At 65.9% G+C, this 24,830-nt stretch carries 20 protein-coding genes and 3 pseudogenes; 10 read left to right on the forward strand and 13 right to left on the reverse strand.

Annotated elements, in window-relative coordinates; all coding sequences use genetic code 11:
- The first annotated feature begins 14 nt into the window (after positions 1-14).
- The gene (locus ACYP5B_RS02190) at positions 15-536 is read left to right on the forward strand and encodes an OsmC family protein (protein ID WP_400098256.1); all 522 of its coding nucleotides are present in this window, start codon (positions 15-17) and stop codon (positions 534-536) included.
- 21 nt (positions 537-557) lie between these two features.
- Here the strand turns inward: ACYP5B_RS02190 and ACYP5B_RS02195 are convergent, their stop codons facing one another.
- The 3 genes from ACYP5B_RS02195 to ACYP5B_RS02205 form a co-directional block, all read right to left on the reverse strand.
- On the reverse strand, positions 558-1,940 hold the full coding sequence (locus ACYP5B_RS02195) for an FAD-binding oxidoreductase (RefSeq protein WP_400098254.1): 1,383 nt from the start codon (positions 1,938-1,940) through the stop codon (positions 558-560).
- Positions 1,941-2,220: 280 nt separating this feature from the next.
- The gene (gene garD / locus ACYP5B_RS02200) at positions 2,221-3,759 is read right to left on the reverse strand and encodes a galactarate dehydratase (protein ID WP_400098294.1); all 1,539 of its coding nucleotides are present in this window, start codon (positions 3,757-3,759) and stop codon (positions 2,221-2,223) included.
- A 128-nt stretch (positions 3,760-3,887) separates the two neighbouring features.
- Positions 3,888-5,243, reverse strand: a complete 1,356-nt coding sequence (locus ACYP5B_RS02205) for an MFS transporter (protein ID WP_400098252.1) — start codon at positions 5,241-5,243, stop codon at positions 3,888-3,890.
- Between the two features lie 505 nt (positions 5,244-5,748).
- Here ACYP5B_RS02205 and kdgD point away from each other — a divergent pair.
- Entirely contained in the window at positions 5,749-6,663 is a 915-nt protein-coding gene (gene kdgD, locus ACYP5B_RS02210; RefSeq protein ID WP_400098250.1) for a 5-dehydro-4-deoxyglucarate dehydratase, read from the forward strand.
- Between the two features lie 87 nt (positions 6,664-6,750).
- On the opposite strand, the gene ACYP5B_RS02215 is transcribed toward kdgD, so the two are convergent.
- From ACYP5B_RS02215 to ACYP5B_RS02225, 3 genes and pseudogenes are all read right to left on the reverse strand, one after another.
- A complete protein-coding gene (locus ACYP5B_RS02215; protein WP_459568462.1) occupies positions 6,751-7,482 on the reverse strand; it encodes a hypothetical protein in 732 nt (243 codons plus the stop codon).
- 254 nt (positions 7,483-7,736) lie between these two features.
- Positions 7,737-8,432 (reverse strand): annotated as a pseudogene (locus ACYP5B_RS02220) (carbohydrate porin); the annotation flags it as partial.
- 603 nt (positions 8,433-9,035) lie between these two features.
- Positions 9,036-9,317 (reverse strand): annotated as a pseudogene (locus tag ACYP5B_RS02225) (efflux RND transporter permease subunit); the annotation flags it as partial.
- A 133-nt stretch (positions 9,318-9,450) separates the two neighbouring features.
- Between ACYP5B_RS02225 and tnpA the strand changes: the two are divergent.
- Positions 9,451-9,814: pseudogene (gene tnpA, locus ACYP5B_RS02230) on the forward strand (IS200/IS605 family transposase).
- Between the two features lie 202 nt (positions 9,815-10,016).
- Here the strand turns inward: tnpA and ACYP5B_RS02235 are convergent.
- Complete coding sequence (locus tag ACYP5B_RS02235) at positions 10,017-10,967, reverse strand: LysR family transcriptional regulator (RefSeq protein WP_400098248.1); 951 nt, start codon at positions 10,965-10,967, stop codon at positions 10,017-10,019.
- A 100-nt stretch (positions 10,968-11,067) separates the two neighbouring features.
- On the opposite strand from ACYP5B_RS02235, the gene ACYP5B_RS02240 reads away from it, so the two are divergent.
- The 4 genes from ACYP5B_RS02240 (at position 11,068) to ACYP5B_RS02255 (ending at position 15,396) form a co-directional block, all read left to right on the forward strand.
- A complete protein-coding gene (locus tag ACYP5B_RS02240; RefSeq protein WP_459568402.1) occupies positions 11,068-12,336 on the forward strand; it encodes a CaiB/BaiF CoA transferase family protein in 1,269 nt (422 codons plus the stop codon).
- Positions 12,336-13,367: an NADPH:quinone oxidoreductase family protein gene (locus ACYP5B_RS02245; protein ID WP_400098288.1), complete on the forward strand. Its 1,032-nt coding sequence runs from the start codon at positions 12,336-12,338 to the stop codon at positions 13,365-13,367. The genes ACYP5B_RS02240 and ACYP5B_RS02245 overlap by 1 nt, the downstream gene beginning before the upstream one ends.
- Before the next feature lie 59 nt (positions 13,368-13,426).
- Positions 13,427-14,389, forward strand: coding sequence for a Bug family tripartite tricarboxylate transporter substrate binding protein (locus ACYP5B_RS02250; RefSeq protein ID WP_459568463.1), 963 nt, complete (start codon positions 13,427-13,429; stop codon positions 14,387-14,389).
- Positions 14,390-14,481: 92 nt separating this feature from the next.
- A complete protein-coding gene (locus tag ACYP5B_RS02255) occupies positions 14,482-15,396 on the forward strand; it encodes a helix-turn-helix domain-containing protein (RefSeq protein WP_459568404.1) in 915 nt (304 codons plus the stop codon).
- A 9-nt stretch (positions 15,397-15,405) separates the two neighbouring features.
- On the opposite strand, the gene ACYP5B_RS02260 is transcribed toward ACYP5B_RS02255, so the two are convergent.
- From ACYP5B_RS02260 to ACYP5B_RS02285, 6 genes are all read right to left on the reverse strand, one after another.
- A complete protein-coding gene (locus tag ACYP5B_RS02260; protein WP_400098242.1) occupies positions 15,406-16,995 on the reverse strand; it encodes an FMN-binding glutamate synthase family protein in 1,590 nt (529 codons plus the stop codon).
- 65 nt (positions 16,996-17,060) lie between these two features.
- Positions 17,061-18,023, reverse strand: coding sequence for an alpha/beta hydrolase fold domain-containing protein (locus tag ACYP5B_RS02265; RefSeq protein ID WP_459568406.1), 963 nt, complete (start codon positions 18,021-18,023; stop codon positions 17,061-17,063).
- 236 nt (positions 18,024-18,259) lie between these two features.
- Positions 18,260-18,724: an HU family DNA-binding protein gene (locus ACYP5B_RS02270; protein ID WP_150984488.1), complete on the reverse strand. Its 465-nt coding sequence runs from the start codon at positions 18,722-18,724 to the stop codon at positions 18,260-18,262.
- 346 nt (positions 18,725-19,070) lie between these two features.
- Complete coding sequence (locus tag ACYP5B_RS02275) at positions 19,071-20,753, reverse strand: class I adenylate-forming enzyme family protein (protein ID WP_459568407.1); 1,683 nt, start codon at positions 20,751-20,753, stop codon at positions 19,071-19,073.
- Positions 20,754-20,885: 132 nt separating this feature from the next.
- Positions 20,886-21,848 (reverse strand): cyclase family protein, encoded by a 963-nt coding sequence (locus ACYP5B_RS02280; protein ID WP_459568408.1) that lies wholly within the window; start codon positions 21,846-21,848, stop codon positions 20,886-20,888.
- Positions 21,849-22,037: 189 nt separating this feature from the next.
- Positions 22,038-22,280 carry a hypothetical protein gene (locus ACYP5B_RS02285; RefSeq protein WP_459568409.1) on the reverse strand — a complete coding sequence of 81 codons (243 nt, stop codon included), beginning with the start codon at positions 22,278-22,280 and terminating at the stop codon, positions 22,038-22,040.
- A 234-nt stretch (positions 22,281-22,514) separates the two neighbouring features.
- Here ACYP5B_RS02285 and ACYP5B_RS02290 point away from each other — a divergent pair, with 234 nt between their 5' ends.
- The 3 genes from ACYP5B_RS02290 to ACYP5B_RS02300 form a co-directional block, all read left to right on the forward strand.
- The gene (locus tag ACYP5B_RS02290) at positions 22,515-22,832 is read left to right on the forward strand and encodes a PepSY domain-containing protein (RefSeq protein ID WP_459568410.1); all 318 of its coding nucleotides are present in this window, start codon (positions 22,515-22,517) and stop codon (positions 22,830-22,832) included.
- A 6-nt stretch (positions 22,833-22,838) separates the two neighbouring features.
- Positions 22,839-23,540: a response regulator gene (locus ACYP5B_RS02295; protein WP_459568411.1), complete on the forward strand. Its 702-nt coding sequence runs from the start codon at positions 22,839-22,841 to the stop codon at positions 23,538-23,540.
- Positions 23,541-23,543: 3 nt separating this feature from the next.
- Positions 23,544-24,830: sensor histidine kinase (locus ACYP5B_RS02300; RefSeq protein ID WP_459568412.1), on the forward strand; the 1,287-nt coding region annotated here is incomplete at its 3' end.

Consider the following 24,830-nt stretch of genomic DNA (forward strand, 5'->3'; position numbering starts at 1 on the left):
CGTCAGGAGCCCCCATGAACGCCGACCAACTCCGCACCATCCAGGCCCCGCTCAAGGAGAAGTATCGCGAACACCCCGAGGCGGCCTCGATCACCTTGCGTGCATCGAGCCGTCTAGGCGAAGGCGTTACCTGCAATGTCGAAACCGGCAAGGCGCTGGTCGAAGCCGGCCTGCATCCCGCCACCGGCGGCACCGGGCTGAGCGCCTGCTCCGGGGACATGCTGCTGGAGGCCCTGGCCGCCTGCGCCGGTGTCACGCTGAATGCGGTGGCGACGGCGCTGGGCATTGCGCTGCGCAGCGCTCGCGTGCTGGTGGAGGGTGATCTCGATTTTCGCGGCACGCTTGGCGTGAGCAAGGAAACCGCCGTGGGCTTCCAGGCAATCCGGGTGCGGTTTGAGCTGGATACGGACGCACCGCCCGACCAGGTTGAAACACTGCTGCGGCTGACCGAGCGCTACTGCGTGGTGTACCAGACGCTCGCCGGCGGAACACAGATCGGCGTTACCCATGCCGTCGGCGCGGGGCCGGCGGCATAGCGAGCCAGCTCGCCACCAGGACTAAGGCTTGATGTTCTGGTTGTGGCGGAACAGGTTGTCGGGATCGTACCGCCGCTTGACCTCGACCAGCCGGGCATAGTTCGGCCCGTACGCCGCGCTGACGCGATCGCCCTCTTCCTGCGTCAGGAAATTCACGTATACCGAGCCAAGCGCGTACGGCGCCGCAGCCTGGAAGACCTCGCGCGACCAGGCGATGCAGGCGTCGTCGTCGGCCGGCTCGGTCCAGCGTCCGTGCACGTTCATCACATAGTTGGCATCACGATTGGGATACGCCGTGGCGTGCGCCGCGACCCGGTTGGTCTGCCCGCCCATGGCGCCGATAAAGATCTCCGTGTGCGGCGAGGGCAGCTTGCTGACGTAGTCCGTCAACAACGTGAGCAGGCCATCGTCCAGGCCGGCGAAGTTGTGCGATTTCCAGTAGTTGCGCGCCCCCGGCGTGAGCAAGGGATCGAACGCCTGCTGCCAGGCGGCAAACGGCATGGGCCCGACATGCTCGCCATAGGGCGTGCCGAGATGGCGCAATGGCTCGACCAGTTGCGGCCCGTTGGCTGGCGGCCCGATGTAGCAGATGGCCAGCGCCACGATGGGCTTGCCATGTGTCTCCGGCGGCAGGAACGGCAGCGGCGGCGCGAGCCGCAGCACGGCCCACACGGTCAGCTCGTCGGGCATGCCGTCGAAGCGGTCGCGCAGGGCCTGCAACACGGCCACGCCCTGCTCCAGCGGATAGACGATCAGGCCGCCGTAGATCTCCGGGCCGACCGGCCGCAGGGCGAACTCGAACATGGTGACCACGCCGAAGTTGCCGCCGCCGCCGCGTATGGCCCAGAACAGGTCGGGGTGCTCGGTGGCGCTGGCGTGCACCAGCTTGCCATCGGCTGTCACCACCTGCGCGCTCACCAGGTTATCCACGGTGGTGCCGTACTTGCGGCTGATCCAGCCAAAGCCGCCGCCCAGCGTGAGTCCCGCCACGCCGGTGGTGGAGTTGATGCCAAGCGGCGTGGCCAGCCCGAAGGCCTGCGCCTCGTGGTCGAAATCGCCCAGCGTGGCGCCGGGCTCGACATAGGCGCGCAGTGCGCTGGGATCGATCCGCACCGATTTCATGTCCGACAGGTCCAGCGTGACCGCGCCCTCGCAAAGGGCCAGCCCACCGATATTGTGGCCGCCGGCGCGTACCGACAGCAGCACGCCGTTGTCCCGCGCGAACGCTACCGTATCGATGACATCGGCCGCGCCGGCGCTTTTGACGATGAGCGCGGGGCGCCGGTCGATCATGGCGTTCCAGACTTTTCGCGCCGCCTCATAGCCCGCCTCGCCAGGTTGCAGCACCTGGCCTCTGAGTTTCGACTTCAAACCACTGACCAGCTCACTAGACAGATCGGCCATGATGCACCTCGCGACGGAATCCCGGATATGGGTTCGGCCGCGGTACTGGCCGCATGCCACAAGGCGCGGCTTGATCCGTCTCCGGCGTCATGTCGGGGCAAAGGATGGCATGGCGAACTGAAGGGGGAAAAGCGGCAGGCGTGGGAGCCAGGAGGGGGGCCGAATCCTTCCTCATTTAAGGTTGGCCCCGGACGAATGTAAAGCGGCCGGGACACTGGTCCCGGCCGTGTAGCGTTGTCCCGGCGGCTTTTCTGGCGGGCACGCTGGCCGTGCAAACGGGTCAGGTCACCGGCGCCGGGTTGAACAGCGCCAGCGAATTGTGCAGCTTATGGTGCTCGGCCCAGGTCTTCTTGCGCCCGCTCGCCACATCCAGCATCAGCCGGAACAACTCCCAGCCCACGTCCTCGATAGTGGCCTCGCCGGTGGCGATGCGCCCGGCATTCACGTCCATCAGGTCGTGCCAGCGGCGTGCAAGATCGCTACGCGTTGCCACCTTGATCACGGGCACTTCGGCCAGGCCGTACGGCGTGCCGCGGCCGGTGGTGAACACGTGCAGGTTCATGCCGGCGGCCAGCTGCAAGGTGCCGCAGATGAAATCGCTGGCAGGCGTGGCTGCGTAGATCAGGCCCTTGTGCTTGAGCTTTTCGCCGGGCGAGAGCACGCCGGTGATGGCCGTGCTGCCCGACTTGACGATCGAGCCCATGGCCTTCTCGACGATATTGGACAGCCCGCCCTTCTTGTTGCCGGGCGTGGTGTTGGCGCTGCGGTCGACCCGGCCCTTCTCCAGGTAGCGGTCGTACCAGTCCATCTCGCGGATCATCGCCTGCGCCACTTCGGGCGTGGCCGCGCGCGCCGTGAGCTGGTCAATGCCGTCGCGCACCTCGGTGACTTCCGAGAACATCACGGTCGCGCCGGCGCGCACCAGCAGGTCGGTGGCAAACCCCACGGCGGGATTGGCGGTCACGCCTGAAAACGCATCGCTGCCGCCGCACTGCACGCCCACCACCAGCTCCGAGGCCGGGCAGGTTTCGCGGCGGCGCTGGTCAAGCTTGGCCAGGTGGGTATGCGCCATCGCCATGATGGAATCGATCATGCTCTCGAAGCCAACGTGCTCGTCGTCCTGCAGGCACACCACGCCAACATCCAGGCCGCCGGGCAAGCTGCCGGCCGGCAACAGGCGCTCCGGCTGCAGCTTCTCGCAACCCAGGCTCACCATCATGGCGGTGCCGCCGAAATTCGGGTTCAGCGCGATATTGCGCAGCGTGCGGATCGGCACGATGGCGTCCGGCGCATCGATGGCCACGCCACAGCCGTAGGTATGCTCCAGCCCCACCACGTCGTCCACATTGGGATACCGCGGCAGCAGCTCGGCCTTGATGCGCCGCACCGCGTGCGCAACAACGCCCGACACGCACTGCACGGTGGTGGTGATGGCGAGGATGTTGCGGGTGCCGACCGAGCCGTCCGGATTGCGGAAGCCCTCGAAGCTATAGCCTTCCAGCGGCGGCAGCGGGTCCGCCACGCGCGTGCTGATCGGCAGGTTGTCCAGCTCGGGCGCCACCGGCATCTCGATCACGCGCTCGTTGACCCAGCTACCCTTGGGCAGGTCGCGCAGCGCATAGCCGATCACCACGTTGTAGCGCACCACGGCATCACCGGCTGCCAGATCCGCCAGCGCCACCTTGTGGCCCTGCGGCACCCGCTCGCGCAGGGTCAGCCCGCAGGGAAACACCGTGCCCTCGGGCAGGCCGCCATCGTTGGCGACGATCGCCACGTTATCCAGCTCGTGGATGCGGATGTACAGCGGGGTGCCCTGCACCTGCGCAGCCGGCTGCGCACCGGCTGGCTGCTCTACCTTGATATCGATAACCGACATGTCTTTTTTTTCCTTCCGAAACGCTTGGCCGCTGCGCCGGGGCTGCACCCGCGCAGCCGGCGCCACTGAATTCAGGGATGCTTGAGCTCGACGCGCTTGATTTCCTTGACGATCACCAGGTAGCTGATCACGGTCACCAGCGCGTTGGCGCCGACGAAGACCAGCGCGCCATTGAAGGAACCGGTGGTGCCAAGGATATATCCGATCACGATCGGCGTGACGATGCCCGCGATATTTCCGAACATGTTAAAGATGCTGCCGGCCAGGCCAATCACTTCCTTCGGTGCCGTATCCGCCACCACGGCCCAGCCCAGCGCGCCGATGCCCTTGCCGAAGAAGGCCAGCGCCATGAAGCCCACTACCAGCCATTCGCTATCCACGTAGTTGCAGGCAATCATGCTGACCGACAGCAGCATGCCGGCGACGATCGGCACCTTGCGGGCTACCGTCAGCGAATAGCCCCGGCGCAGGAACCCATCGGAAATCACGCCGCCCAGCACGCCACCCAGGAAGCCGCAGATCGCCGGCAACGAAGCGACAAAACCCGCCTTCAGGATCGACATGCCGCGCGCCTGCACCAGGTACACCGGGAACCACGTTAGGAAGAAGTACGTCAGCACGTTGATGCAGTACTGGCCCAGGTACACGCCCAGCAGCATCCGGTTGGAGAGCAGCTGGCGCACGTAGAACCAGCGCGTGCCGGGTGCTTCCTTGTCCTTCTTGCCAGCGTCCCCGCTCATCTCGATCAGGCCGCCGCCCTGCTTGATATAGTCCAGTTCGGCGCGATTCACGCCCGGGTGGGTCGCCGGGCTGCGTACCACCTTGAGCCAGAGACCGGCCAGCACCATGCCCAGCGCGCCCATCCACATATAGACGTGGTGCCAGCCCAGCGCGTGGGTCAGCCAGGCCATCAGGGGCGTAAACAGCACCGCGGCAAAATACTGCGCGGAATTGAAGATAGCCGAAGCCGTGCCGCGCTCCGCCGTGGGAAACCAGCTGGCCACAACCTTGGCATTGGCCGGGAACGCCGGCGACTCGGCCAGCCCCACGGCAAAACGCAGCACGAACAACGTGGTCACGGCCGCGCCGACCGTGGCGAATACGCCGATAAAACCCTGCAGCAGCGTGAAGAGCGACCACAGGAAAATACTGCAGGCATAGATGCGGCGCGCGCCAAAGCGGTCCAGCAGCCAGCCGCCCGGGATCTGCGCCATCACATAGGCCCAGCTGAAGGCCGAGAAGATGAAACCCATCTGCACCGCATCGAAACCGAACTCCGAGCGCATCGCCGGGCCGGTGATGGAAAGCGTGGCGCGGTCGGCATAGTTCACCGTCGTCACCACGAAGATCATCAGCAGGATCCAGTAACGAACATTGCTGCGACGGGTGGCCTCGCCGGCCACGCTGATGGTATTGCTGAGATTCATGGGGTCTCCTGCACGGAGCCGGCTGGAAGATCTGGAAGCTGGCTTGCGGCTGGCCTCCTTCTCGCGTGCTTGGTCGGCTACGTGATATGTCATCGTATGACCGGAATTATAGGCATCCGGCTTGGTCGACAACATTAAGTGTTTACCCGAATTAGGATGCAACACCCTCAGCGAGACCGTCCTAACCGCCCAGCCGTGATCGCACCCGCGCCCTTCTCCCGAAAAACGGGACGCGACAAGCTTTCAGCCAGCTTTCACAGTGATTTACGGAGATTCTGCTCGCGCCGCTCGACGCCTCACCCAGGCCGTCTCAGATGACTGCCGCCGCCTTCAGGCAAAGTGCCACGCAAGCAACGCCGGGGATCCAACCGCACCCGAGCAAAAACACTTGCACATTCAAATTCCTAGTTGTACGATGACGTATCTCGAAATTGTGCCTGCAAAAATCAAGCACAAGACCCAGTGAACCAACCCCCTGCCCTTGCGGGTATCAGGACCAGCCATCATGACCACACCACAAGAACTCAAGCAGATCGTCTCGGAAGGCCTGCTTTCCTTCCCCGTGACCGACTTCGACGCGCAAGGCAACTTCCGCCCCGAGACCTATGTAGAGCGCCTGGAATGGCTGGCCCCCTACGGCGCCACCGCCCTGTTTGCCGCCGGTGGCACCGGCGAGTTCTTCTCGCTGACGCCGGACGACTACTCCAATGTCATCCGTACCGCGGTGGAAACCTGCGCAGGCAAGGTGCCCATCCTGGCCGGCGCCGGCGGCCCGACCCGCATGGCCATCGCCTATGCCAAGGAAGCCCAGCGCCTGGGCGCCAAGGGCATCCTGCTGCTGCCGCACTACCTGACCGAAGCCTGCCAGGACGGCATTGCCAACCATATCGAAGAAGTCTGCAAGTCGGTCAATATCGGCGTGATCGTGTACAACCGCGGCAATTCCCGCATCAACGCGGAAATGCTCGAGCGCCTGGCCGACCGCTGCCCCAACCTGATCGGCTTCAAGGATGGCGTAGGCGAGATCGAAGGCATGGTGCGCATCCGCCGCAAGCTGGGCGACCGCCTGTCCTACCTGGGCGGCCTGCCCACCGCGGAAGTCTACGCCGCCGCCTACAAGGCGCTGGGCGTGCCCGTGTACTCCTCGGCCGTGTTCAACTTTATCCCCAAGACGGCGATGGACTTCTACCGCGCGATTGCCGCAGACGACCACGCCACCACCAACCGCCTGATCGACGAGTTCTTCCTGCCCTACCTGGACATCCGTAATCGCCGCGCAGGTTACGCCGTGAGCATCGTCAAGGCCGGCGCCAAGCTGGTCGGGCACGATGCCGGCCCGGTCCGCGCGCCGCTGACGGACCTGGACGAGCAGGAACTGGCGATGCTGGATGCGCTGATCAAGAAGCTGGGCCCGCAGTAAGGGGCCGGTTAGCCGCGCCGGCGTGCACAAGCGCCGGTGTGGCCATGCCCAGCTCCATTCTCGCTCGCCCCTCTGGAGGCCGGCCGCTCAGGAGAATGGTATTTCGAAGATCCACTTGAGCGTCCAACGGTCAGCCGCGCGCGACAGCCCGCGGCCGATGCCAAAGTTGAAGACGATTGGGCCGCGATCCACATCGAAAGCAAGATAGGCGGTTTGCGCTTGCCCGGGCCCGGTCGCCGGATGATTGACGCGGCCCAGATCCATGTAATACTCGGCGCCCGCGCGCAAGCCTGGCAACACCGTTCGGGCCACCTTGAAGCTAGGCGTTGCGCTCGGTGCCGCGCTCTTGTCCACGCCGGCCAGGTCCCATCCGAGCACAGGGTTAAAGGCAAAGAGCCAGCTCGCGTCTTGATAGCCGATGATGGGTCGCAGCTCCAGCGCCTTGGTGGCGCTCTCGAATCGCTGTCCAACTCGCGCGAGTTCCACGTTTGCGCCAGCAAAGTATCCAGCGCCATCCACCGCGCGGACCGGCATCCATTTCACACGAAGCTTGGGTCCCGTCACGTAGTAGCTGTTGTCACGCGACAGCATGGTAGGGATGTAAAGCCCAAGCTCCCAGGAAGGCGAGAGGCCGTAAGAGAATTCGGCGGTCACACGCCAGCCGTGCGGGGTGGTGACTTCGCCTGGATACGATGGCTGTGAATGGCCGCTTGGCGTGGTGTTGAGATGCAGCTCGAGGCCGAACTTGCCCGGCGCGTTGATATCGCCGGTGTACACCTGGATCTCATCCGGCAGCACCGCCCACGCTGGATGGACCATGAAGCCGGGCAACGCGGAGCACAGGCAAAGAACGGCGGATACGCGGGACAAGGCGTTCATTCAGCGCTGACTCGTGGAGGCTCGCGGCGAAGCTGCCGGAATATTAGCTCCGCGCACCTGGCTTGTCATGCATATCCGAATTCGCCAATGAAAAGCGCAATTAGAGTCGTTCGCATTCTTGGCGCGAGCGCTGGGACCCATCGCGCGGACTAGCGTCTCTGCAAGGGCTGGCTGAACAGGGATGGCATGAGGTAAATGCCGCCAAAGGAAACGCTGCGGCCAACTTCGGTAAAGGCGTAAGTATCGGTCTTGTCGTCCGACCAGTCCGCGCGCGCGAACAGGCCAAGGTCTTGCCCGACCTTTTGCTCGAAACTCAGGCCAACGCCGACCTTGGCATGCTCCCTGCGCACATCACCCACACCTGGCGTGCTGCGGTTGGCATTGCCAAAGGCGATGGCGTCGCGGAAGTTGCCCATCTTCGCCTTGTTGCGCCATAGCAGCAAGCGCGCCTTGCCCTCTTGGCCGAACAGCCGGTAGCCCTTCTCCAAATCGATCTGGTCGCCGTAGTGCTGCAGGAAGCGGGTATCGAGCGGCAGGCCATTGGATTCGATTGGCTGCAGGAAACGCCCGATGCGAACCGCCCAGTCATCGTCGATGTATTCGAGCGCGATCCCCCAGTTGTAGCCGCGTGCATCTGCCGCGTAGTCGAACGAGCCGTGCGTCATGAATGACCAGATGAGAAACAGCATGCGCGGATCGTGCGCGTACTCAACCGCATTGAAGATGTCGAGCACGGGAACGTTGCCGGCCGTCAGCACCACCCGCCGCTTGTCGACGGTGGTTGCGAGCTGGTTGAAATCCGCCTCCACCTTCTCTTCGCCCCCACCCAGGCCCCAGGTCTGGCGCGGGAAAGCCCGGGCACGGAACACGGTTGGATTCGGGCCGGATACTGCGTGGCACCCGGGCGGGCCGCGCTGTCGCGACCGGTAGGGCAACTTGGCCTGGAGCGCAACGTGCGCTCTGTGCTATGGGAGAGCGTTCCAAGCTTTGCGCCGGGTAACGCAACCCACTACCAATAAGGAGTAAGGAGACCAGTATGGACAGTAGTTGTAGTCGATCTTCACACGTTCCGCCGACGAGGTAACGCAACATGCGCTATTGCCTCGTCGTCCAGCGAGGCATTGTTGCGCCCCGGCATAGCTAGTGACGCACCACGCCTCTTGCATGATTTTCGCCGCTCGCGCGGCCATCTCGGACCTACTGGTAGCCCTTGCCCATCAGGCTCTGCTCACATGGGCCTGATGGGCATCCATCAATGGGGGACGGTAGGCTTGACCACGGTGGAAGCATTGTCCGAGTCCGCATCCTTGCCGAGGAATACCATCCGCAGCGCAGGCACGATCACGAGCAGCATCAACGGCCCCACCAGCACCCCCCCCACCACCACAGTCGCCAGCGGGCGCTGCACCTGGCTGCCGATGCCGGTGGAGATCGCCGCCGGCAGCAAGCCGATACATGCCGACAACGCGGTCATCAGCATTGGCCGCATCCGACTGGATGAAGAACACCAGCAGGCAGCCAAAGAAAAGGCTGTGCAGGACGGTGTGGGTGGTGACCGACACCAGGCTGGAGCGATCGTAGTAGGACTCGACCTTGACGCCGGCGGACAAAGTGCCGTCGCTATTGATCTTCTCGATCTCGGCCTTGACGCGTGCGACCACCTCATTGGTCTGCAAGGTCCGGTTCATCACCACGACGGCGGTGACCACGTCGTCTTCGTTGTCGCGGCCGGATTTGCCCAGCCGTGGCGTGAAGCCGATCTTGACCATGGCGACAGATGTTGACATCCTCCCCTCCCTCGACCTGCGGCCGCCGCCTTTCGGTGGAAAGGGAGGGGATTCCTACGGCGCTACGCAGATGCGATGCACACCATCGCGTGGTTTTGGCTGATCGCATTGCGTTTTCCTGATGCACGTGCATTTGGTCTTCGTGACCAAGTATCGGCACAATGTGTTCACCAAGGAGATACTCGGCGACATGCGCGGCATCTTTGCCAGCGTCTGCTTGGATTTCGAATCCGAACCGGTGGAGTTCGACGGCGAGGACGACCATGTTCACTTGCTGGTGAACTATCCGCCCTAGGTCTCAGTGTCATTCTTGGTGAACAGCCTGAAAGGCATGTCCAGCCGCCCGATTCGACAAAAGGGATACCTCAGCATCCGCAAGAAACTGAGGCGCTCTCTGGTCGCCGTCCTACTTCGCTGGAAGCTGTGGCGGTGCGCCTATCGAGATTGTGCGGCAATACATCGAACAGCAGAAAACGCCGCACTAGGCTCAGCATTGGACGCCTACGCCGTCCGCGCTATCCTTCCTCCGCCTGAAGGCCGAGGTTTGACGCGCATCCGATCAAGCTCATTCCCGCTAACAGATGAGCCCTCCTTTACCGAGACGCCCTACGCAGATGGACGGCGGCGCTACGATGGGCCATTGCTGATGCGCGTGTGTCCGCTATGCGAGCGCGCCGCGCATCCTGGCTACGGGATCGATAAGGCCCCACGCCCAACCCAATTCCCCGCCTGGCTTTCCAGCCGCGCCCGGATGAAGTCCATCAACGTGCGGGTGGCCAGCGTGGGAAACCGGTTCGGCGCGGTCAGCATGTAGATGCTGTCGCCCACGCCTTCGGGCTCGTACTCCGGCAGCACCTCCACCACTTCGCCGCGCCCGATCTGCTGCCACACGGCATAGCGCGGCAGCAAGGCAACGCCAAGCCCCGCCATCATCGACTCGAACAAGAAGGGGTAGTCGCCGGACTGGATGCGCGGGGCGACCCGCAGGATCAGCGGCGTGCCGGCCAGCTTCAGCTTGAGATCGAAGCGGCGCCCCAGCGACGCCGGCGCGATCAGGTCGCAGTGGCCGAGATCCTCCGCGCGGCTCACCGGCCCGCGCTCCGCCAGGAAGCCGGGCGATGCGCACAGGCACCAGCCCACCTCGCAAATCTTGCGCGCCACGTGATCCTCCGGCGGCAGGGAGGTGATCTTCAGCGCCACATCCACCTCGGCCGAAATCAGGTCGCCGATATAGTCGTTGATCAGCACGCGCAGGGAGATGGCCGGGTACTGCCGGGCAAATTCCAGCAATACCTGCGCCAGGTACAGGTGCCCGAGCCCGGTTGGCAGGCGGATCCGCACATCGCCGCGCACGGTCTGGCCCAGGCTGTCGATGGAGGTGCCCGCCGCCTGCAACTCATCCAGCATGCGCACGCCGTGCGCATACAGCAGGCGCCCGGCCTCGGTCAACTCCACGTGGCGGGTGGTGCGCCGCATCAGTTGCGCGCCCATGTGCTGCTCCAGCGCCTTGAGCCGGCGCGAGACATTGGAGCGGGTCATGCCACCGCGCACGGCAGCGGCCGTGAGTGTCCTGGATTCCACCAGGGTGACAAACAGCCGGATGAGGTTCAAGTCGAAGCTAGCGTTATTGTCAATCATGAGTCAACACGGATGGCACAGGTCGGCGGATTGTCGCGGCCAGGAGTACGCCCTAGCATAAAGCATCCGACGCCACCTTGCGACTCTTCGATCCCTACCGATGACCCAGACCAACTCGCAACACCCACTACCCTCGCATTCCGTTCCTTCATCCGAAGCCGACGCCGACCTGCCCTTCGCCGGCCTGCGCATCCTGGATATCAGCCAGGGCATTGCGGGCCCGTATTGCGCGCATATCCTCTGGCAACAAGGCGCGGACGTCATCAAGGTCGATCCGCCCGCCGGAGACTGGGGCCGGCATGTTGGCGTGGTACGCGGCGAGCACAGCGCGCTGTCGATCGCGTACAACGCCGGCAAGCGCGGCGTCTGCATCGATGCGGCCACCGACGCCGGCAAGGCGTTGTTGTTCGACCTCGCGCTGCAGGCGGATATCGTGGTGCAGAACTTCCGGCCGCAGGTTGCCGAGCGGCTTGGCGTGGGCTACGCCGCGCTGTCCGCGCGCAACCCGGCGCTGGTCTATGTGTCCATCAGCGGCTACGGCGCGGGCGGCCCCTATGCCGACTATCCCGCCTCGGACTCCGTGATGCAGGCCGACAGCGGCCTGATGCATACGAACCGCATGGCCGACGGCACGCCGCGCCGCATCGGCATGCTGCTGGCTGACGCGGCCACCGGCCTGTACGCGGCGCAGGCCTGTGCCGCCGCCTTGTGCAGGCGCTTTCGCAGCGGCGTGGGCGCGCATGTCGAGCTGAGCCTGTTCAACGCCTGCGTGGCGCTGCAGGCCAACAACATCCTAGAGTACGCCATCCAGGGCGCCGTGGCCGCCGGGCCGGTGAGCGCACCGAATGGCGTCTTTGCCACCAGCGATGGCAGCCTCACCTTGCTGGCGCTCAACAATGCGCAATTCGGCAGGCTCTGCCGCGCGCTGGATCGCCCAGGCTGGGCGGAAGATGCGCGCTTTGCGGACAACGCCAGCCGCATGGCGCACGCGGCCTGGCTGCAGGACGCCGTGGCTACGGTGCTCAGCAGCCAAAGCACGGCGCACTGGCTCGGCATCTTGCAGGCGCACGACATCCTTCATGCGCCGGTGCGCGACTACCAGCAAGTGCTCGACCACCCGCAAGCGGCGCAGCAGGGGACCTTCCAGACGGTCGAGCAGGCGGGGCTGGGCGCCCTGCCGTTTGCCGGCATCCCTACCAAGGGCCTGCGGCGAGCGGCCACCGCCGCGCCGCGTGTCGGAGAACACACCGAAGCCGTGCTGCGTGAATTCGGTGTCACCCCGGACCAGCTCGCGCAATTACTGGCGACGGGCGTGGCCAGGCAGGCCAGCCCTCTGGCGGGTAAAACCACCACGGGAGGCACGGCATGATGCGGGCCCTGCTCTGCGAACATTTCGGCGAAGCGCAGGACGTCCGCCTTGCTAGCATTCCGCGGCCGGCGCTTGCGGATCCGCACGCGGTCACTCTGGCCGTGGAATACGCCAGCGTAAGCCATGCCACAGGCCTGATGGTGGCGGGCCGCTACCAGACCAAGCCGCCATTGCCATTCGTGCCTGGCACCGAGGCGGTCGGCCGCGTGGTGGCTTGCGGCGCCGCCGTAACCCGCCTGCACCCTGGCGACCGCGTGGTAGCCATTGCCGACTGGGGCTGCTTTGCAGAAGAAGTCACGCTGCCGGAATACACCGTCTACCCCATTCCCGATACGCTCGACGCGCTGCAAGCCCTGCCGATCCCGCTCTCCTACGGCACCGCTTACTGCGGCCTGGTGTGGCGCTGCGCGGTGCAGCCCGGCGACACGGTGCTGGTGCTTGGCGCCGGCGCCGGCGTCGGCCTGGCGGCGGTGGAAATCGCCCACCAGCTCGGGGCGCAGGTGATCGCCTGTGCCAGCACCGAAGCGAAACGCGCGCAGGCCCTGCGCCGCGGCGCCATGCATGCACTTGCACCGGACGACCTCGCCGCCGCCGTCAAACGCGTGACTGGCGGGCGCGGTGCCGACGTGGTGGTGGACCCGGTAGGCGGCGACCTGTTCGACCAGGCGCTGCGCGCGGCGGCGGCCAATGCGCGGATACTCAGCATCGGCTTTGCCAGCGGCCGCATCCCGCAGGCGCCGCTGAACCTGCTGCTGGTAAAGAACCTGACGCTGCATGGATTTTTTGCAGGCCGCTATATCGGCTGGACGCCTGCCAACGAGCGGGCACAGCATGCGCCTGCGCTGCAGGCCGTCATGCAGACGCTGTGCGGCTGGGCCAGCGAAGGCAAGATTCGACCGACCGTGTCGAAGGTGTACCCGATGACCGGGCTGGCCGAGGCGCTGGGCGCTCTGGAAGCCAGGCAGGTCGTCGGCAAAGTCGTGCTAAAAATCAAGGAGACAAATTCATGCCATTCCGATTCAGGGTCCTGAACACGCAGCGCAGTACACAGCACACCAAACATCGCCGATCCGCGCTACGCCTTGCTCTGATGGCCACGTTGGCAACAGCCGCCTTTGCTAGCTTGGGCACATCGCCCGCCCGTGCCGCCGGCGATTTCCCGCAGCGCCCGATCCGCATGGTGCTCCCTTACCCCCCGGGCGGCCCTACCGACCTGCTCGCGCGCGTGGTCGCCGTCAAGATGGGCGACACGCTCGGGCAGACGGTGGTGATCGACAACAAACCGGGCGCCAGCGGCATGATCGGCGCTGAAGTGGTTGCCAAGGCCGCGCCCGATGGCTACACGATCCTGGCCAATGCCTCGCTGCATGTGATCAATCCGAGCATCTACCCCAAGATGCGCTACGACGCCTTCCGCGATTTTGTGCCCATCACGCAACTGGCGGATGTGCCGCTGGTGCTGGTGGTCAACAACGATTCGCCGGTCCGGACCGTGCAGGACCTGATCGCGTATGCCAAGGCCAGGGGCGGCAGCATCAACTTCGGCTCGGCCGGCAATGCGTCGGCCCAGCAACTGGCGGCCGAATCGTTCAAGTTCGCCGCCAATGTCTCGATGCAGCACGTGCCGTACAAAGGCAGCTCGCCCGCGCTGACCGACCTGATGGGCGGCCAGATCCAGTTGATGTTCGACTCGATGCCGTCGGCGATGCCGTTCATCAAGGCCGGCAAGCTGCGCGCCGTGGCCGTCACCACGCTCAAGCGCGCGCGTGCCCTGCCGGACGTGCCCACGGTGGCGGAATCCGGCTTGCCCGGCTTCAATATCAGCACCTGGTACGGCCTGTGGGCGCCGCGCGGCACGCCGGCCCCGATCGTCCAGAAGCTGGCGGCCCACGCCGCGCAAGCGCTGCGGCAGCCGGACGTGCAGCGCCAGTACGCCGACATGGGCGCCGAGCCGGTGGGCTCCTCCCCCGCCGAGTTCGCGCGCTACACCGTGGCAGAGGGCAACAAGTGGGCCGAGATCGTGCGCAAGTCGGGCGCCAAGGCGGATCAATAGCCATCGGCGCGCTGCCGTGGCAGGCGGCAGCGCCGATGGACAGATCCGACCCCCGGCGGGACAATTGCCATCCCGGTGCCCGCCCCCGCCCCATGAAAACCGTCCCGACCTACTCCCTCTACGGGGTCAACTCAAACGAGCCCCTGCTGGAACAACTGCATTTCGAGTCGATCCCGGAGCGCAGCGGCGTCAACGACTGGGAAATCAAGCCGCACCGCCACGAACGCTTTTTCCAGGTCCTTTACGTGCACCAGGGCGGCGGCCGCGCGCTGCTCGATGACCGCGAGTATCCCTTGGGCTCGCGTACCGTGGTGACGGTGCCGCCGCGTTGCGTGCATGGCTTTCGGTTTACGCCGGACGTGGATGGCATCGTGATCACCATGACCGACCACTACCTGCACACGTTGCTGGCTGGCGTGCCGGATGCGCTACCGCTGTTCGAGCGGCCCTACCATGACCAGTTCGGTGGCCCGGCCGGCAGCGAACGCGATGACGCCACCGTGCTTGCCGGAGCGCTGGAACTGTTCCGTGCGGAGATGAACGCGGTATCGCTGTGGCGCGGCGCTGCCTTGTCGGCGCTGCTGTCCTTGCTGCTGGTGGGCATTGCCCGGCGCGCTTGCGGCGCGGGTGCAACCGGGGCGCAGCCGGCGGGCAGGACCGCGCGCCACTTCCAGCAGTTCCAGCAACTCGTGGAGGCGCGTTTTCGGAATCACCAGGACCTGGCGGGCTATGCCGACACGCTCGGTATCTCGCCCACCCAGCTCAACCGCATCTGCCAGCAACTGGCCGGCAGGAGTGCGCTGCAGTTGATTCATTCGCGCCTGATCGTGGAGGCGCAGCGCGACCTGCTCTATAGCGATCTCGACATCAAGCAGATCGCCTCGACGCTGGGCTTTGCGGATGCCGCGTATTTCGCGCGCTTCTTTGCCAAGCACGTGGGCCAGACACCGAGCGCCTTCCGGCAGCACGGGCGCGCCCGCCTGCCGGCGCCGCAAGCCACGCGCTAGCGCCTTGCTTTACAACGAGAAACTGTCGGAACGCGCCAGCGGCCAGTACTTCTCGTAGAGCTGGTAGCGGAAGTTCCCGTTGATCAGGTCCCCCGGCGTGAGGAATTTGAGCAACTCGGACATCAGCCGCACTTCGTTGGGCGAGATGCGCCGCACGATATGGTGCGGCTTGAGATCGCCCGGATGCTTCAGGCCGGCTGCCTGCAGGATTTCCAGCAGCGCATGCAGCGTCTGGCGGTGGAAGCTGGCTACGCGATCCGCCTTGTCAGGCACCACGATGGCGCGCTGGCGCACTGGATCCTGCGTGGCCACGCCCACGGGGCAGCGGTCGGTATGGCACTTCTGCGCCTGCACGCAGCCGAGCGCAAACATAAAGCCGCGCGCCGAGTTGCACCAGTCGGCACCGGTGGCCAGCGTGCGCGCCACGTCAAAGGCGGTGATGATCTTGCCGCTCGCGCCGATGCGGATCTTGTCGCGCAGGTTCACGCCCACCAGCGTGTTGTGCACCAGCAGCAGCCCCTCTTGCAGCGGCACGCCGATATGGTCGACAAACTCCAGCGGCGCCGCTCCCGTGCCGCCTTCGGCGCCATCCACCACGATGAAGTCCGGCAGGATGCCGGATTCCAGCATGGCCTTGACGATGCCGAAGAATTCCCACGGGTGCCCGATGCAAAGCTTGAAGCCGGTGGGCTTGCCGCCGGACAGCGTGCGCAGCCGGTCGACAAACTGCAGCAGGCCCAGCGGCGTGGAGAACTCGCTGTGCGTGGCCGGCGAGATGCAATCCTCGCCCATGCCGATGCCGCGCGTGGCGGCGATCTCCGGCGTCACCTTGGCCGCCGGCAGCACGCCACCGTGGCCCGGCTTGGCGCCTTGCGAGAGCTTGACCTCGATCATCTTGACCTGTGGCGAGCGCGCCTGTTCGGCGAACTTGTCGGGATCGAAGCCACCGTCCGGGCGGCGGCAGCCGAAGTAGCCGGAGGCCACCTCCCAGATCAGGTCGCCGCCTTCGGCCCGGTGATACGGCGAGATGGAGCCTTCGCCGGTATCGTGGATAAAGCCGCCGAGCTTGGCGCCGCGATTGAGCGAGCGGATCGCATTGCCCGACAGCGCGCCAAAGCTCATGGCCGAGACGTTGAAGATCGACAGCGAGTAAGGCTGGGCGCGGCCCTCGCCTACGGTGATGCGGAAGTCGGCGGAGGGGATGCGGGTCGGCGCGAGCGAGTGGCTGATCCACTCGTGGCCCGCCAGGCGCACATCGATCTCGGTGCCGAAGGGCCGGCTGTCGACCTCGTTCTTGGCACGCTGGTAGACCAGGCTGCGCTGCTGGCGCGAGAACGGCATCTCATTGGTGTCGTCCTCGATGAAATACTGGCGGATCTCCGGGCGGATGAACTCGAACAAGAAGCGCAGGTGGCCCCAGATCGGATAGTTGCGCAGGATGGAGTGACGCGACTGCGCGATGTCATGCATGCCCACCAGCAGCAGCACGACCGGCGCTGCCAGCCACGCCGGGGAGATGCGTTGAACGGCGGCGAGTGCCGCAAGGACCAGCAAGGCGAGCGCGGTCAGCCAGACCGCGCCGTAACGACGAGAAAGCATGGGGACTCCTTGACTCCTTATGGCCGGCACACGGCCGGCAACCCCACGATTATCGCCGTTCCTTGTTACATGGGCTGATACCCGGTTGCACCGCCCTGCCCGGCGCGCACCTCCGGTGGCCGCTGCGGGGCTTGATCGGCCTCCACGGCCGCGACGATCTGCGCGAAGGCGGCATCGGATTCCGGCATCGGCAACAGTATCCACACGTGGAACATGCCCTCGTACTCGTAATACCGCAGCGGCAAGCCCTGTTGCTCCGCAAGCGCGCGGTAGGTGCGGCAGTCTGGCAGCAGGACGTCGTGGGTGCCGATGAAAAGCGTCACTGGTGGCAGGCCACGCAGGCTGCCGTAGATGGGGCCGACCTGTGGGAGCGTGACCGGATCGCCGCCGGCATAGACGCGGCCGCACTCGATGCCGCCGAGCTTCGACAGCATCGGATCGAGGGGTTCGAGCGCATCGATGGCCGGGTTGCTGCCGGTGGCATCCAGGAACGGCGACAGCAAGACCAGGCGGCCGGGCAGCGCGCGCCCGGTATCCCGGGCCACTTGCGCCAGCGCGAGCGCCATGCCACCGCCGGCGGAGTCGCCCATGACGGTCAGGCTGGCGGGCGGCTTGCCGCGGACCAGCTGGTCGTAGAGCGGCAGTAATCCTGCAAAGACTTCACGGTGGGTATGCTCGGGCGCCAGCGGATAGATCGGCACGGTCACCGTCGCGCCGAGCGCGTCCACCAGCTTGCCGATGAAGTCCCAGTGCTGGCTGACGATATCGAAGACGTAGCCGCCGCCATGCAGGTAAAGGATCTGCCTGCCGCTGTCGCCGTCCCGCGGGCGCACGGTGTAGACCTCCACGCCGGCCACGGGTTCCATGCTCACCGCATGACGCGCCATCAAGCGCGGCGTGGGATCCGCGCGGCCGATCTTGCGGCGGCGGCGAATTTCCTCATGCAGCGCCTGCGCGCTGGAAAAACGCTGTTTGCGCCGGACCAGGCGCAAGGCAAGCCGCCACAGGCGGCACTGGATGCTAGGCATGACGATCTCCCGGAGTCTTGCATCGGCTTCGTGCTGGCCGGCTGGTCGATTGCAACGCGGGAAGGAAGCGAAAAACGTCCCATTTCCGCAACCGGTTTGCTCTCCTCTCCCGCTCGCGGGAGGGGCCGGGGGAAAGGGAGCGACAGCCCTCGTCATTCCAGACGGCTTGGGCGCATCCCGCATACAAAAAAGGAGCCGGCTAGCGGCTCCTTTTCAGGCTGGAAACAGGGCCCCTATCAGGCGGCAGCTGCGTCCTTCAGCTTCTTCAGCGGGCGTACCTTGACCTTGACGCTCGCCGGCTTGGCCGGGAACCAACGCTCTTCACCGGAGAACGGGTCCTTGCCGAAGCGCTTCTTCTTGGCCGGTACTTGCTGAGCCGTGACCTTCATCAGGCCGGGCAGCGTGAATTCGCCGGCGCCCTTCTTGTGCAGTGCGCTGACGATGGTGTTTTCCAGATGGGCCAGCACCGTCTTCACGGCCTTGGCGTCCAGCTGGGTCTGTGCTACCAGGTGAGCGACCAGGCTCGACTTGTTGAAGGTGTCCTTCAGCGGGCGCGGGGTCACCGCGGCAGCCGGAGCAGCCTTCTTGGCCGGCGCGGCCTTCTTGGCAGCAGCCTTTACGGGAGCGGCTTTGGTTGCCGGTGCCTTCTTGGCAGCGGTCTTGGTTGCAGTCTTCGCGGTCGGATTCGCTTTGGTCGCCATATCGATAAATATGAGTTGAACAGAATGATGTCGCACGGGATGTGGCATCCGATGTCGCTCGACGCTTCGTCGATCGACTATCGGCGCGCGGCATCGACTGAATCATAGCGGAAACAACGGCACGTCAAGGGGTTTTCGTGTGTGCGAGTGTAAAAACCGGGGTTTTCCCCGGGTTTTTTTGATGTTTTACCTCGCGCGGCCTGCCGTTGTGTCGCGCGGACGCAGCAGTGGATGCGTCCGTGGACTCTATTTACAAGGGGTAAACGCGCGATTTCGTCTTTTTTGCCACGCCGGATGCCGCGCGCGCGCCGAGGATTTCAGCCGCCTTCTTGCGCGCGCGGCACCCTTAGCCGCGCAGCTCGCGCCGCAGGATCTTGCCCGTGACCGTCTTCGGCAGCTCGTCGATGATCTCCACCACGCGCGGGTATTTATAGGCGGCCATGCGCTCCTTGCACCAGGCCAGCAGCGCTTCCGGCGTGACACTGGCCTGCGGTTTCAGGCTGACCACGGCCTTCACCGTCTCGCCGCGATAGGCGTCGGGGATGCCCACCACCGCCGCCTCGCGCACCGCGGGGTGCGTATACAAGACGTCTTCCACCTCGCGCGGCCAGACCTTGTAGCCGGCGGCAACGATCATGTCCTTCTTGCGGTCGACCAGGTAGAACCAGCCTTGCGCGTCCATGAAGCCAACATCGCCGGTGTGGAAATAGCCGCCCGCCATGGCTTTTGCTGTTTCCTCCGGCTTGTTCCAGTAGCCCGGCACGATCATCGGCCCGCGCGAAATGATCTCGCCGACCTCGCCCACCGGCACCGGCGCGCCCGCATCGTCGCCGATGAAGGAATCGACGTTGAAGGCGGGCACGCCGATCGCCAGCGTGCCGGAGGCCGGATCCACCGGTGCCGCCCGGCCCAGCGGCACCACGTGGGTGGGCGAGTTGGTTTCGGTCAGGCCGTAGCCATTGTGGATATAGTGGCCAAACCTGGCGCGGAACTGCTCCACCACGCTCGGCGGGATCGGCGCGCCACCCGAGTAGATCTTGCCCAGCGTGGCGAAATGCTCGCGGGTAGCCTCGGGGTGGTTCATCAGCGCGATGAAGACCGTGATCGAGCCGATGGTGAACTCGACCCGCCGGTCGCGGATGGCCTCCAGCACCACGCCCGGCTCGAAGCGGCAGGCAAGCACCAGGGGCGCGGCGCAGATAAAGGCCGCCGCCACGTGGCCCACCAGGCCGGTGATATGGAAGAGCGGCGCCACGCCGAGGATCGGTCCCCCCTCCCGCAATCCGATCCAGTCGCGGTACACCTGCGCATTGAAAGCAACATTGCCATGGGTGTTCATCGCACCCTTGGGCACACCGGTGGTGCCGGAGGTGTACACCAGCATCGCGATATCGTTTGCCGCGAGCGTGACCGGCGCAGGGCTCTGGCCCAGGTACTCTTGCACCAGCGCCAGCAGATCGGGCACGCCCTCGGCGGGCTGGCGCTTGGTCGCGGCAAACAAGCGCGGATCGGCGCGCCTCTGGAAATCCAGCTCGGACGTGGTGATCACCGCTGGCAGCGCAAGGGGCGCGCTGCCGTCGCCCTGGCCGCGCCGCTCAGCATCGAACAGCCCGCTCACCACATCGGCATAGAGCGATTCGTGGCAGATCAGTACCTTCGCGCCGGAGTCGGCCAGCACCAGGCGCAGTTCGCGCGCCCGGTTCATGGGGTTGACCGGCACCGCGATGGCGCCGAGCTTCCACGCGGCAACCAGCCCGATGACGAACTGGGGCACGTTCTGCAGGTACAGTGCAACCCGCTCGCCGCGCGTACAGCCGCGCGATGATAGCGCTACCGCCAGCGCGTCGGAAAGCGCATCCACCTCGGCATGGCTGAGCGTGGCGTCGAAGTAGTGGATTGCCGGGCTGGCCGGCGCGCGCTCCGCGGCGGCCCGGAAAATGGACAGCGCGTCGGTAAACTGCGGGGTGATGGTGTGCGGCTGGCCGGCGTTGTAGCTGGAGAGCCAGGGTTTCTCTTCATAGGGCGTCATGAGGCACCTCGATAGGCACGGCGGGTAGTGTCAAGAATTGCGCTTGGTCGAAACGAAGCTGGCGCCGCCCGGCGCAATAGGCCATTGAGGCTTCTCCACCGGGCGGCGCCGAGGGCTGGTTTTCTGCTTGGTTTACTTGATGACCACCGGGTTGACCGGCGCGCCACTGCCGTTCACGACCTTGAGCGGCGCTGCCGTATAGAGGAAGGTCCACTGCTTATCGTCCGCGCAGTCCGCCGCGAGCGGGTCCAGCTGCGCGATCTCGGTCAGGGTGACGCCCAGGTTGCGCATCAGCGCATTGTGCAGCGGCAAGGCCACGCCCGAGACCGGGTCCACCGTCACCTCGTTGGCAATCGTGTCGGTGACGAGGTTGGGAATCTCCATGCGATGGAACCACTCGACCAGTTCGGGGCTGTAGGTCAGGCCCGGCTCGACGAACTCGCGATAGAACTCGGCCTGGTCGCGCTTGTAGAAGGAGCCGATCCAGCCGGTGCGGATCACCAGGATGTCGTGCTTCTCGATGCGCACGCCCTGCATCTCGGCCGCGGCCAGCAAGTCCAGGTGGGTGAAAGTCTCGCCCGGGCCGAGCACGTCCTTGCCGCGATGGCGCGCCATGTCGATCAGGATGCCGCGCCCGACCACGCCGCGCTCCGCGATCGGCAGGATGCTGGCCTTTTCCAGGCCGCCGATGGTGGATTTGGCATCGTAGCCGTTCCACAGCTGATCGCCGTACCAGACATGGCCCAGGGCGTCGTACTGGGTCGAGCCCTGCAGGTACATGATCATCATGTCGTCCGCGTACTCGGCCTCGCCGGGGAACTTCGGGCCCTTGCCGCAAAGGTAGTGGCCCTTGTCCATCACGTTGAGGCGGCGTGCCTGCGAACGCCCCGGCCAGACCGGGTCGCCGGCGGGGTTTCCCATCTGGATCTGCAGGGTGAAGGTCTTGCCGGAGCGCACGCAAGCCACGCCGCGCAGCACCTCCGCCCGGGTGAGATAGTTCAGCGATCCGACCTCGTCATCCGGCCCCCATTTGCCCCAGTTCTTCGGTGCATCGCGCAGCAACTCGGCTACCAGCGGGACGTTCTTCGATTCCATGCCATGTCTCCTTTTTGGATTGACCCTGGGGGATCGCACTGTGCCGGTCATGTCCGCGGTGCATGGTCGAACATGCGTGGAGAACATAAATTAGAACGGTCGTGCGTTTTATTGTGGGTCGAGTGTAGGACCAGGCGCAGGACAATGTCCACACATGGAAAACCCGTCCGAGGGTTTCAGGGACCCGCTTCAGTCGCCCAGCCCAAAGGCCAGCAGCGGCCCGAGCACCAGGGCCCCGAGCACGATCATGGACAGGCCGCTGTCCATGTGCTTCCATTCGTGCAGCACGGCGCGCGCATCGACCTGCGCCCAGAACAGGGACACGACGCCCAACAGGACGACGATCACCGCGGCGGCCAGCGCGAGGCCGTCGCGCGTGGCACGGCGGTGCATATCGGAAGGGTTATCATTGGAAGCGCGGACGCCTTGCATGGCCTGACTCCTGGGAACTTGTGACGATGACAATCGATTCAATGGCGCCCATTGTCGTGATCCCTGCCTGAACCCATGCTGAGCGCGCCGTTCAGCTTGCGTTCAGGCAAGGCACGGCAGACTGCTTCGTTCCATCAAGGCTTGCTCACAATCGTATTGCCCCGCTCCCTCACGCCATTGCCTTCGTCCCGCACCGCGCGTTCCCCGCGCACCTCATCCCTGCCTCGCGCACTGTTGCCGTTTCTAGCTGCCTTGTCGCTGCTGCTGGCGGCACCGCCGCAAGCCCATGCCGACAAGGACGCCGACCGCGCCCGCGCCGCCGTGCAGTCCGGCGAGATCTTGCCGCTCACGCGCATCCTGGAGACGGTGTCGGCGCAGTACACGGGCGATGTGATCGGCGTCAAGCTCGACCGCGACGATGGCGTCTGGCAGTACGAGGTCAAGCTGCTGCTGGCGAGCGGCTCGGTGGCCAAGCTCGAGTACGACGCAAAGACCGCCACCCTGCTCAAGGCCAAGGGGCGCGACCTTGACCAGGCTCGCAAGAAGCCCTGACCCCCCATGCGCATCCTCCTGGTAGAAGACGAGGCCGTGCTGGCCGCCCAGATCCACGCCAGCCTGGTCAGCGCGGGCTACGCGGTCGATACGGCCGCGCACGGCATCGATGCCTGGCACCTGGGCGCCGAAGAGCCTTACGATGCCGTGGTGCTCGACCTCGGCCTGCCCGGGCTGGATGGACTGTCCGTGCTGCGCCGCTGGCGCGCGGCGCAGGTGAGCCTGCCGGTGCTGATCCTGACCGCGCGCGACAGCTGGACCGACAAGGTGGAAGGCATCGATGCCGGGGCCGACGACTATCTCGCCAAGCCCTTCCGCATGGAGGAGTTGCTGGCCCGCATTCGCGCGCTGATCCGCCGCGCCCACGGCATGCCCGCGCCTGAGCTCGCATGCGGCCCGGTGCGCCTGAACGCGCGCACGGGCGTGGCGACCGTCGACGGCGCCGCGGTGATGCTGACCGCGCATGAGTTCAAGGTGCTGGATTACCTGATGCACCACCCGGGCGCGATCATCAGCAAGGCCGTGCTGACCGAGCACATCTACGCGCAGGATTTCGACCGCGACAGCAACACCATCGAAGTCTTCATCGGACGCCTGCGGCGCAAGCTCGGCGTGGACGTGATCGAGACCGTGCGCGGACAGGGCTACCGCCTGCGCCCGCCGGCGTCTCCCGACGCTCCCGAAGCTTCGGCAGCCCCCGCCAACTGACCCATGCGCCAGTCCTTAGCCATCCGCCTGCTAGCGGTCGCGGCCATCTGGCTGGCCGCGGCGCTGGGCGGCACCGGCTGGCTGCTCTCCACCCTGTTTGCGCGCCATGTCAACGATACCTATGTGCGCCAGCTCGACAACCAGCTCACCAGCCTGGCTGCCGCGCTGGACTGGAGCGCCGACGGCAAGCTCGCGCTGACCCACGCCCCGGCCGACCCGCGCTTCGATCTGCCTTACTCCGGCGCCTACTGGCAGGCACAGGCGCCAGGGGCCACGCTGCGCTCACGCTCGCTCTGGGACGCCGAGATGCCAGCCACGGTGGGCAACAAGGTAGCGGGCAGCCATGCCGAGATCCGGCCCGGGCCAAGCGGGCAATCGTTGCTGGTAGTGTCGCGCCCCATCGTGCTGGCGTCGGCCGATACGCCGGTGATGCTGTCGGTGGCGCTGGATCGCACCGAGCTGCGCGCGGCGCGCCAGGCCTTCAACCGGCTGCTGGGCTGGTCGCTGACGGCGCTGGGCGCGGGCCTGCTGCTGGCGGTGGCGGCCCAGGTGAAGTTTGGCCTCGCGCCGCTGGCGCGGCTGCGCCAGGCGCTGGCTACCTTGCAGGCACGCCGCGAGAGCCGGCTGGGGGGCACGTGGCCGTCCGAGGTGGTGCCGCTGGTCACCGAGATCAATAGCTTGCTGGCGCGCAACGCCGATGCGCTGGAGCGCTCGCGGCGCCAGGCGGCCGACCTCGCCCACGCCGTCAAGACACCCCTCGCCATCCTCGCCAACGAAGCCGAGCGCCTGCCCGGCGAAGCGGCGCGCGCTGCCGCCAGCCAGGTCGAGGCCATGCGCCGGCAGGTGGATCGCCACCTGGCGCGCGCACGGGCGGCAGGGGCGGCGAGCACGCGCGGGGCGCGCATCGAAGCCGGCCCCGCGGCAGGCGAGCTCGCGCGCGCGCTGACCCGCCTGCACAGCGGGCGCGAGATCGATATCCGGGTGGAAGGCAACGGGCACTTCGCCGGCGACCGCCAGGACCTGATCGAGATCCTCGGCAACCTGCTCGACAACGCCTGCCAATGGGCTCGCTCGCGCGTTCGCGTCCAGCTCGCCGAGCGCGGCGGCATGCTTGAAGTCGTAGTGGAAGACGATGGCCCAGGCATGCAGGCCGAGGCCCGCGAGCTGGCTACCGCACGCTTTGGGCGGCTGGATGAGTCCGCTGCCGGCAGCGGACTGGGCTTGGCCATCGTCAGCGAGATGGCGGCCCTGTATGAAGGGGGACTGGAGCTCGGCAGCAGCGAGCTGGGC

The sequence above is a fragment of the Cupriavidus sp. 8B genome (assembly GCF_054589115.1).

Coding starts and splice junctions, on each gene's coding strand:
- ACYP5B_RS02190 (WP_400098256.1), top strand. CDS start 15: ATGAACGCCGACCAACTCCGCACCATCCAGGCCCCGCTCAAGGAGAAG.
- ACYP5B_RS02195 (WP_400098254.1), bottom strand. CDS start 1,940: ATGGCCGATCTGTCTAGTGAGCTGGTCAGTGGTTTGAAGTCGAAACTC.
- ACYP5B_RS02205 (WP_400098252.1), bottom strand. CDS start 5,243: ATGAATCTCAGCAATACCATCAGCGTGGCCGGCGAGGCCACCCGTCGC.
- kdgD (WP_400098250.1), top strand. CDS start 5,749: ATGACCACACCACAAGAACTCAAGCAGATCGTCTCGGAAGGCCTGCTT.
- ACYP5B_RS02215 (WP_459568462.1), bottom strand. CDS start 7,482: ATGGTCCATCCAGCGTGGGCGGTGCTGCCGGATGAGATCCAGGTGTAC.
- ACYP5B_RS02235 (WP_400098248.1), bottom strand. CDS start 10,967: ATGATTGACAATAACGCTAGCTTCGACTTGAACCTCATCCGGCTGTTT.
- ACYP5B_RS02240 (WP_459568402.1), top strand. CDS start 11,068: ATGACCCAGACCAACTCGCAACACCCACTACCCTCGCATTCCGTTCCT.
- ACYP5B_RS02245 (WP_400098288.1), top strand. CDS start 12,336: ATGCGGGCCCTGCTCTGCGAACATTTCGGCGAAGCGCAGGACGTCCGC.
- ACYP5B_RS02250 (WP_459568463.1), top strand. CDS start 13,427: ATGGCCACGTTGGCAACAGCCGCCTTTGCTAGCTTGGGCACATCGCCC.
- ACYP5B_RS02255 (WP_459568404.1), top strand. CDS start 14,482: ATGAAAACCGTCCCGACCTACTCCCTCTACGGGGTCAACTCAAACGAG.
- ACYP5B_RS02260 (WP_400098242.1), bottom strand. CDS start 16,995: ATGCTTTCTCGTCGTTACGGCGCGGTCTGGCTGACCGCGCTCGCCTTG.
- ACYP5B_RS02265 (WP_459568406.1), bottom strand. CDS start 18,023: ATGCCTAGCATCCAGTGCCGCCTGTGGCGGCTTGCCTTGCGCCTGGTC.
- ACYP5B_RS02270 (WP_150984488.1), bottom strand. CDS start 18,724: ATGGCGACCAAAGCGAATCCGACCGCGAAGACTGCAACCAAGACCGCT.
- ACYP5B_RS02275 (WP_459568407.1), bottom strand. CDS start 20,753: ATGACGCCCTATGAAGAGAAACCCTGGCTCTCCAGCTACAACGCCGGC.
- ACYP5B_RS02280 (WP_459568408.1), bottom strand. CDS start 21,848: ATGGAATCGAAGAACGTCCCGCTGGTAGCCGAGTTGCTGCGCGATGCA.
- ACYP5B_RS02285 (WP_459568409.1), bottom strand. CDS start 22,280: ATGCAAGGCGTCCGCGCTTCCAATGATAACCCTTCCGATATGCACCGC.
- ACYP5B_RS02295 (WP_459568411.1), top strand. CDS start 22,839: ATGCGCATCCTCCTGGTAGAAGACGAGGCCGTGCTGGCCGCCCAGATC.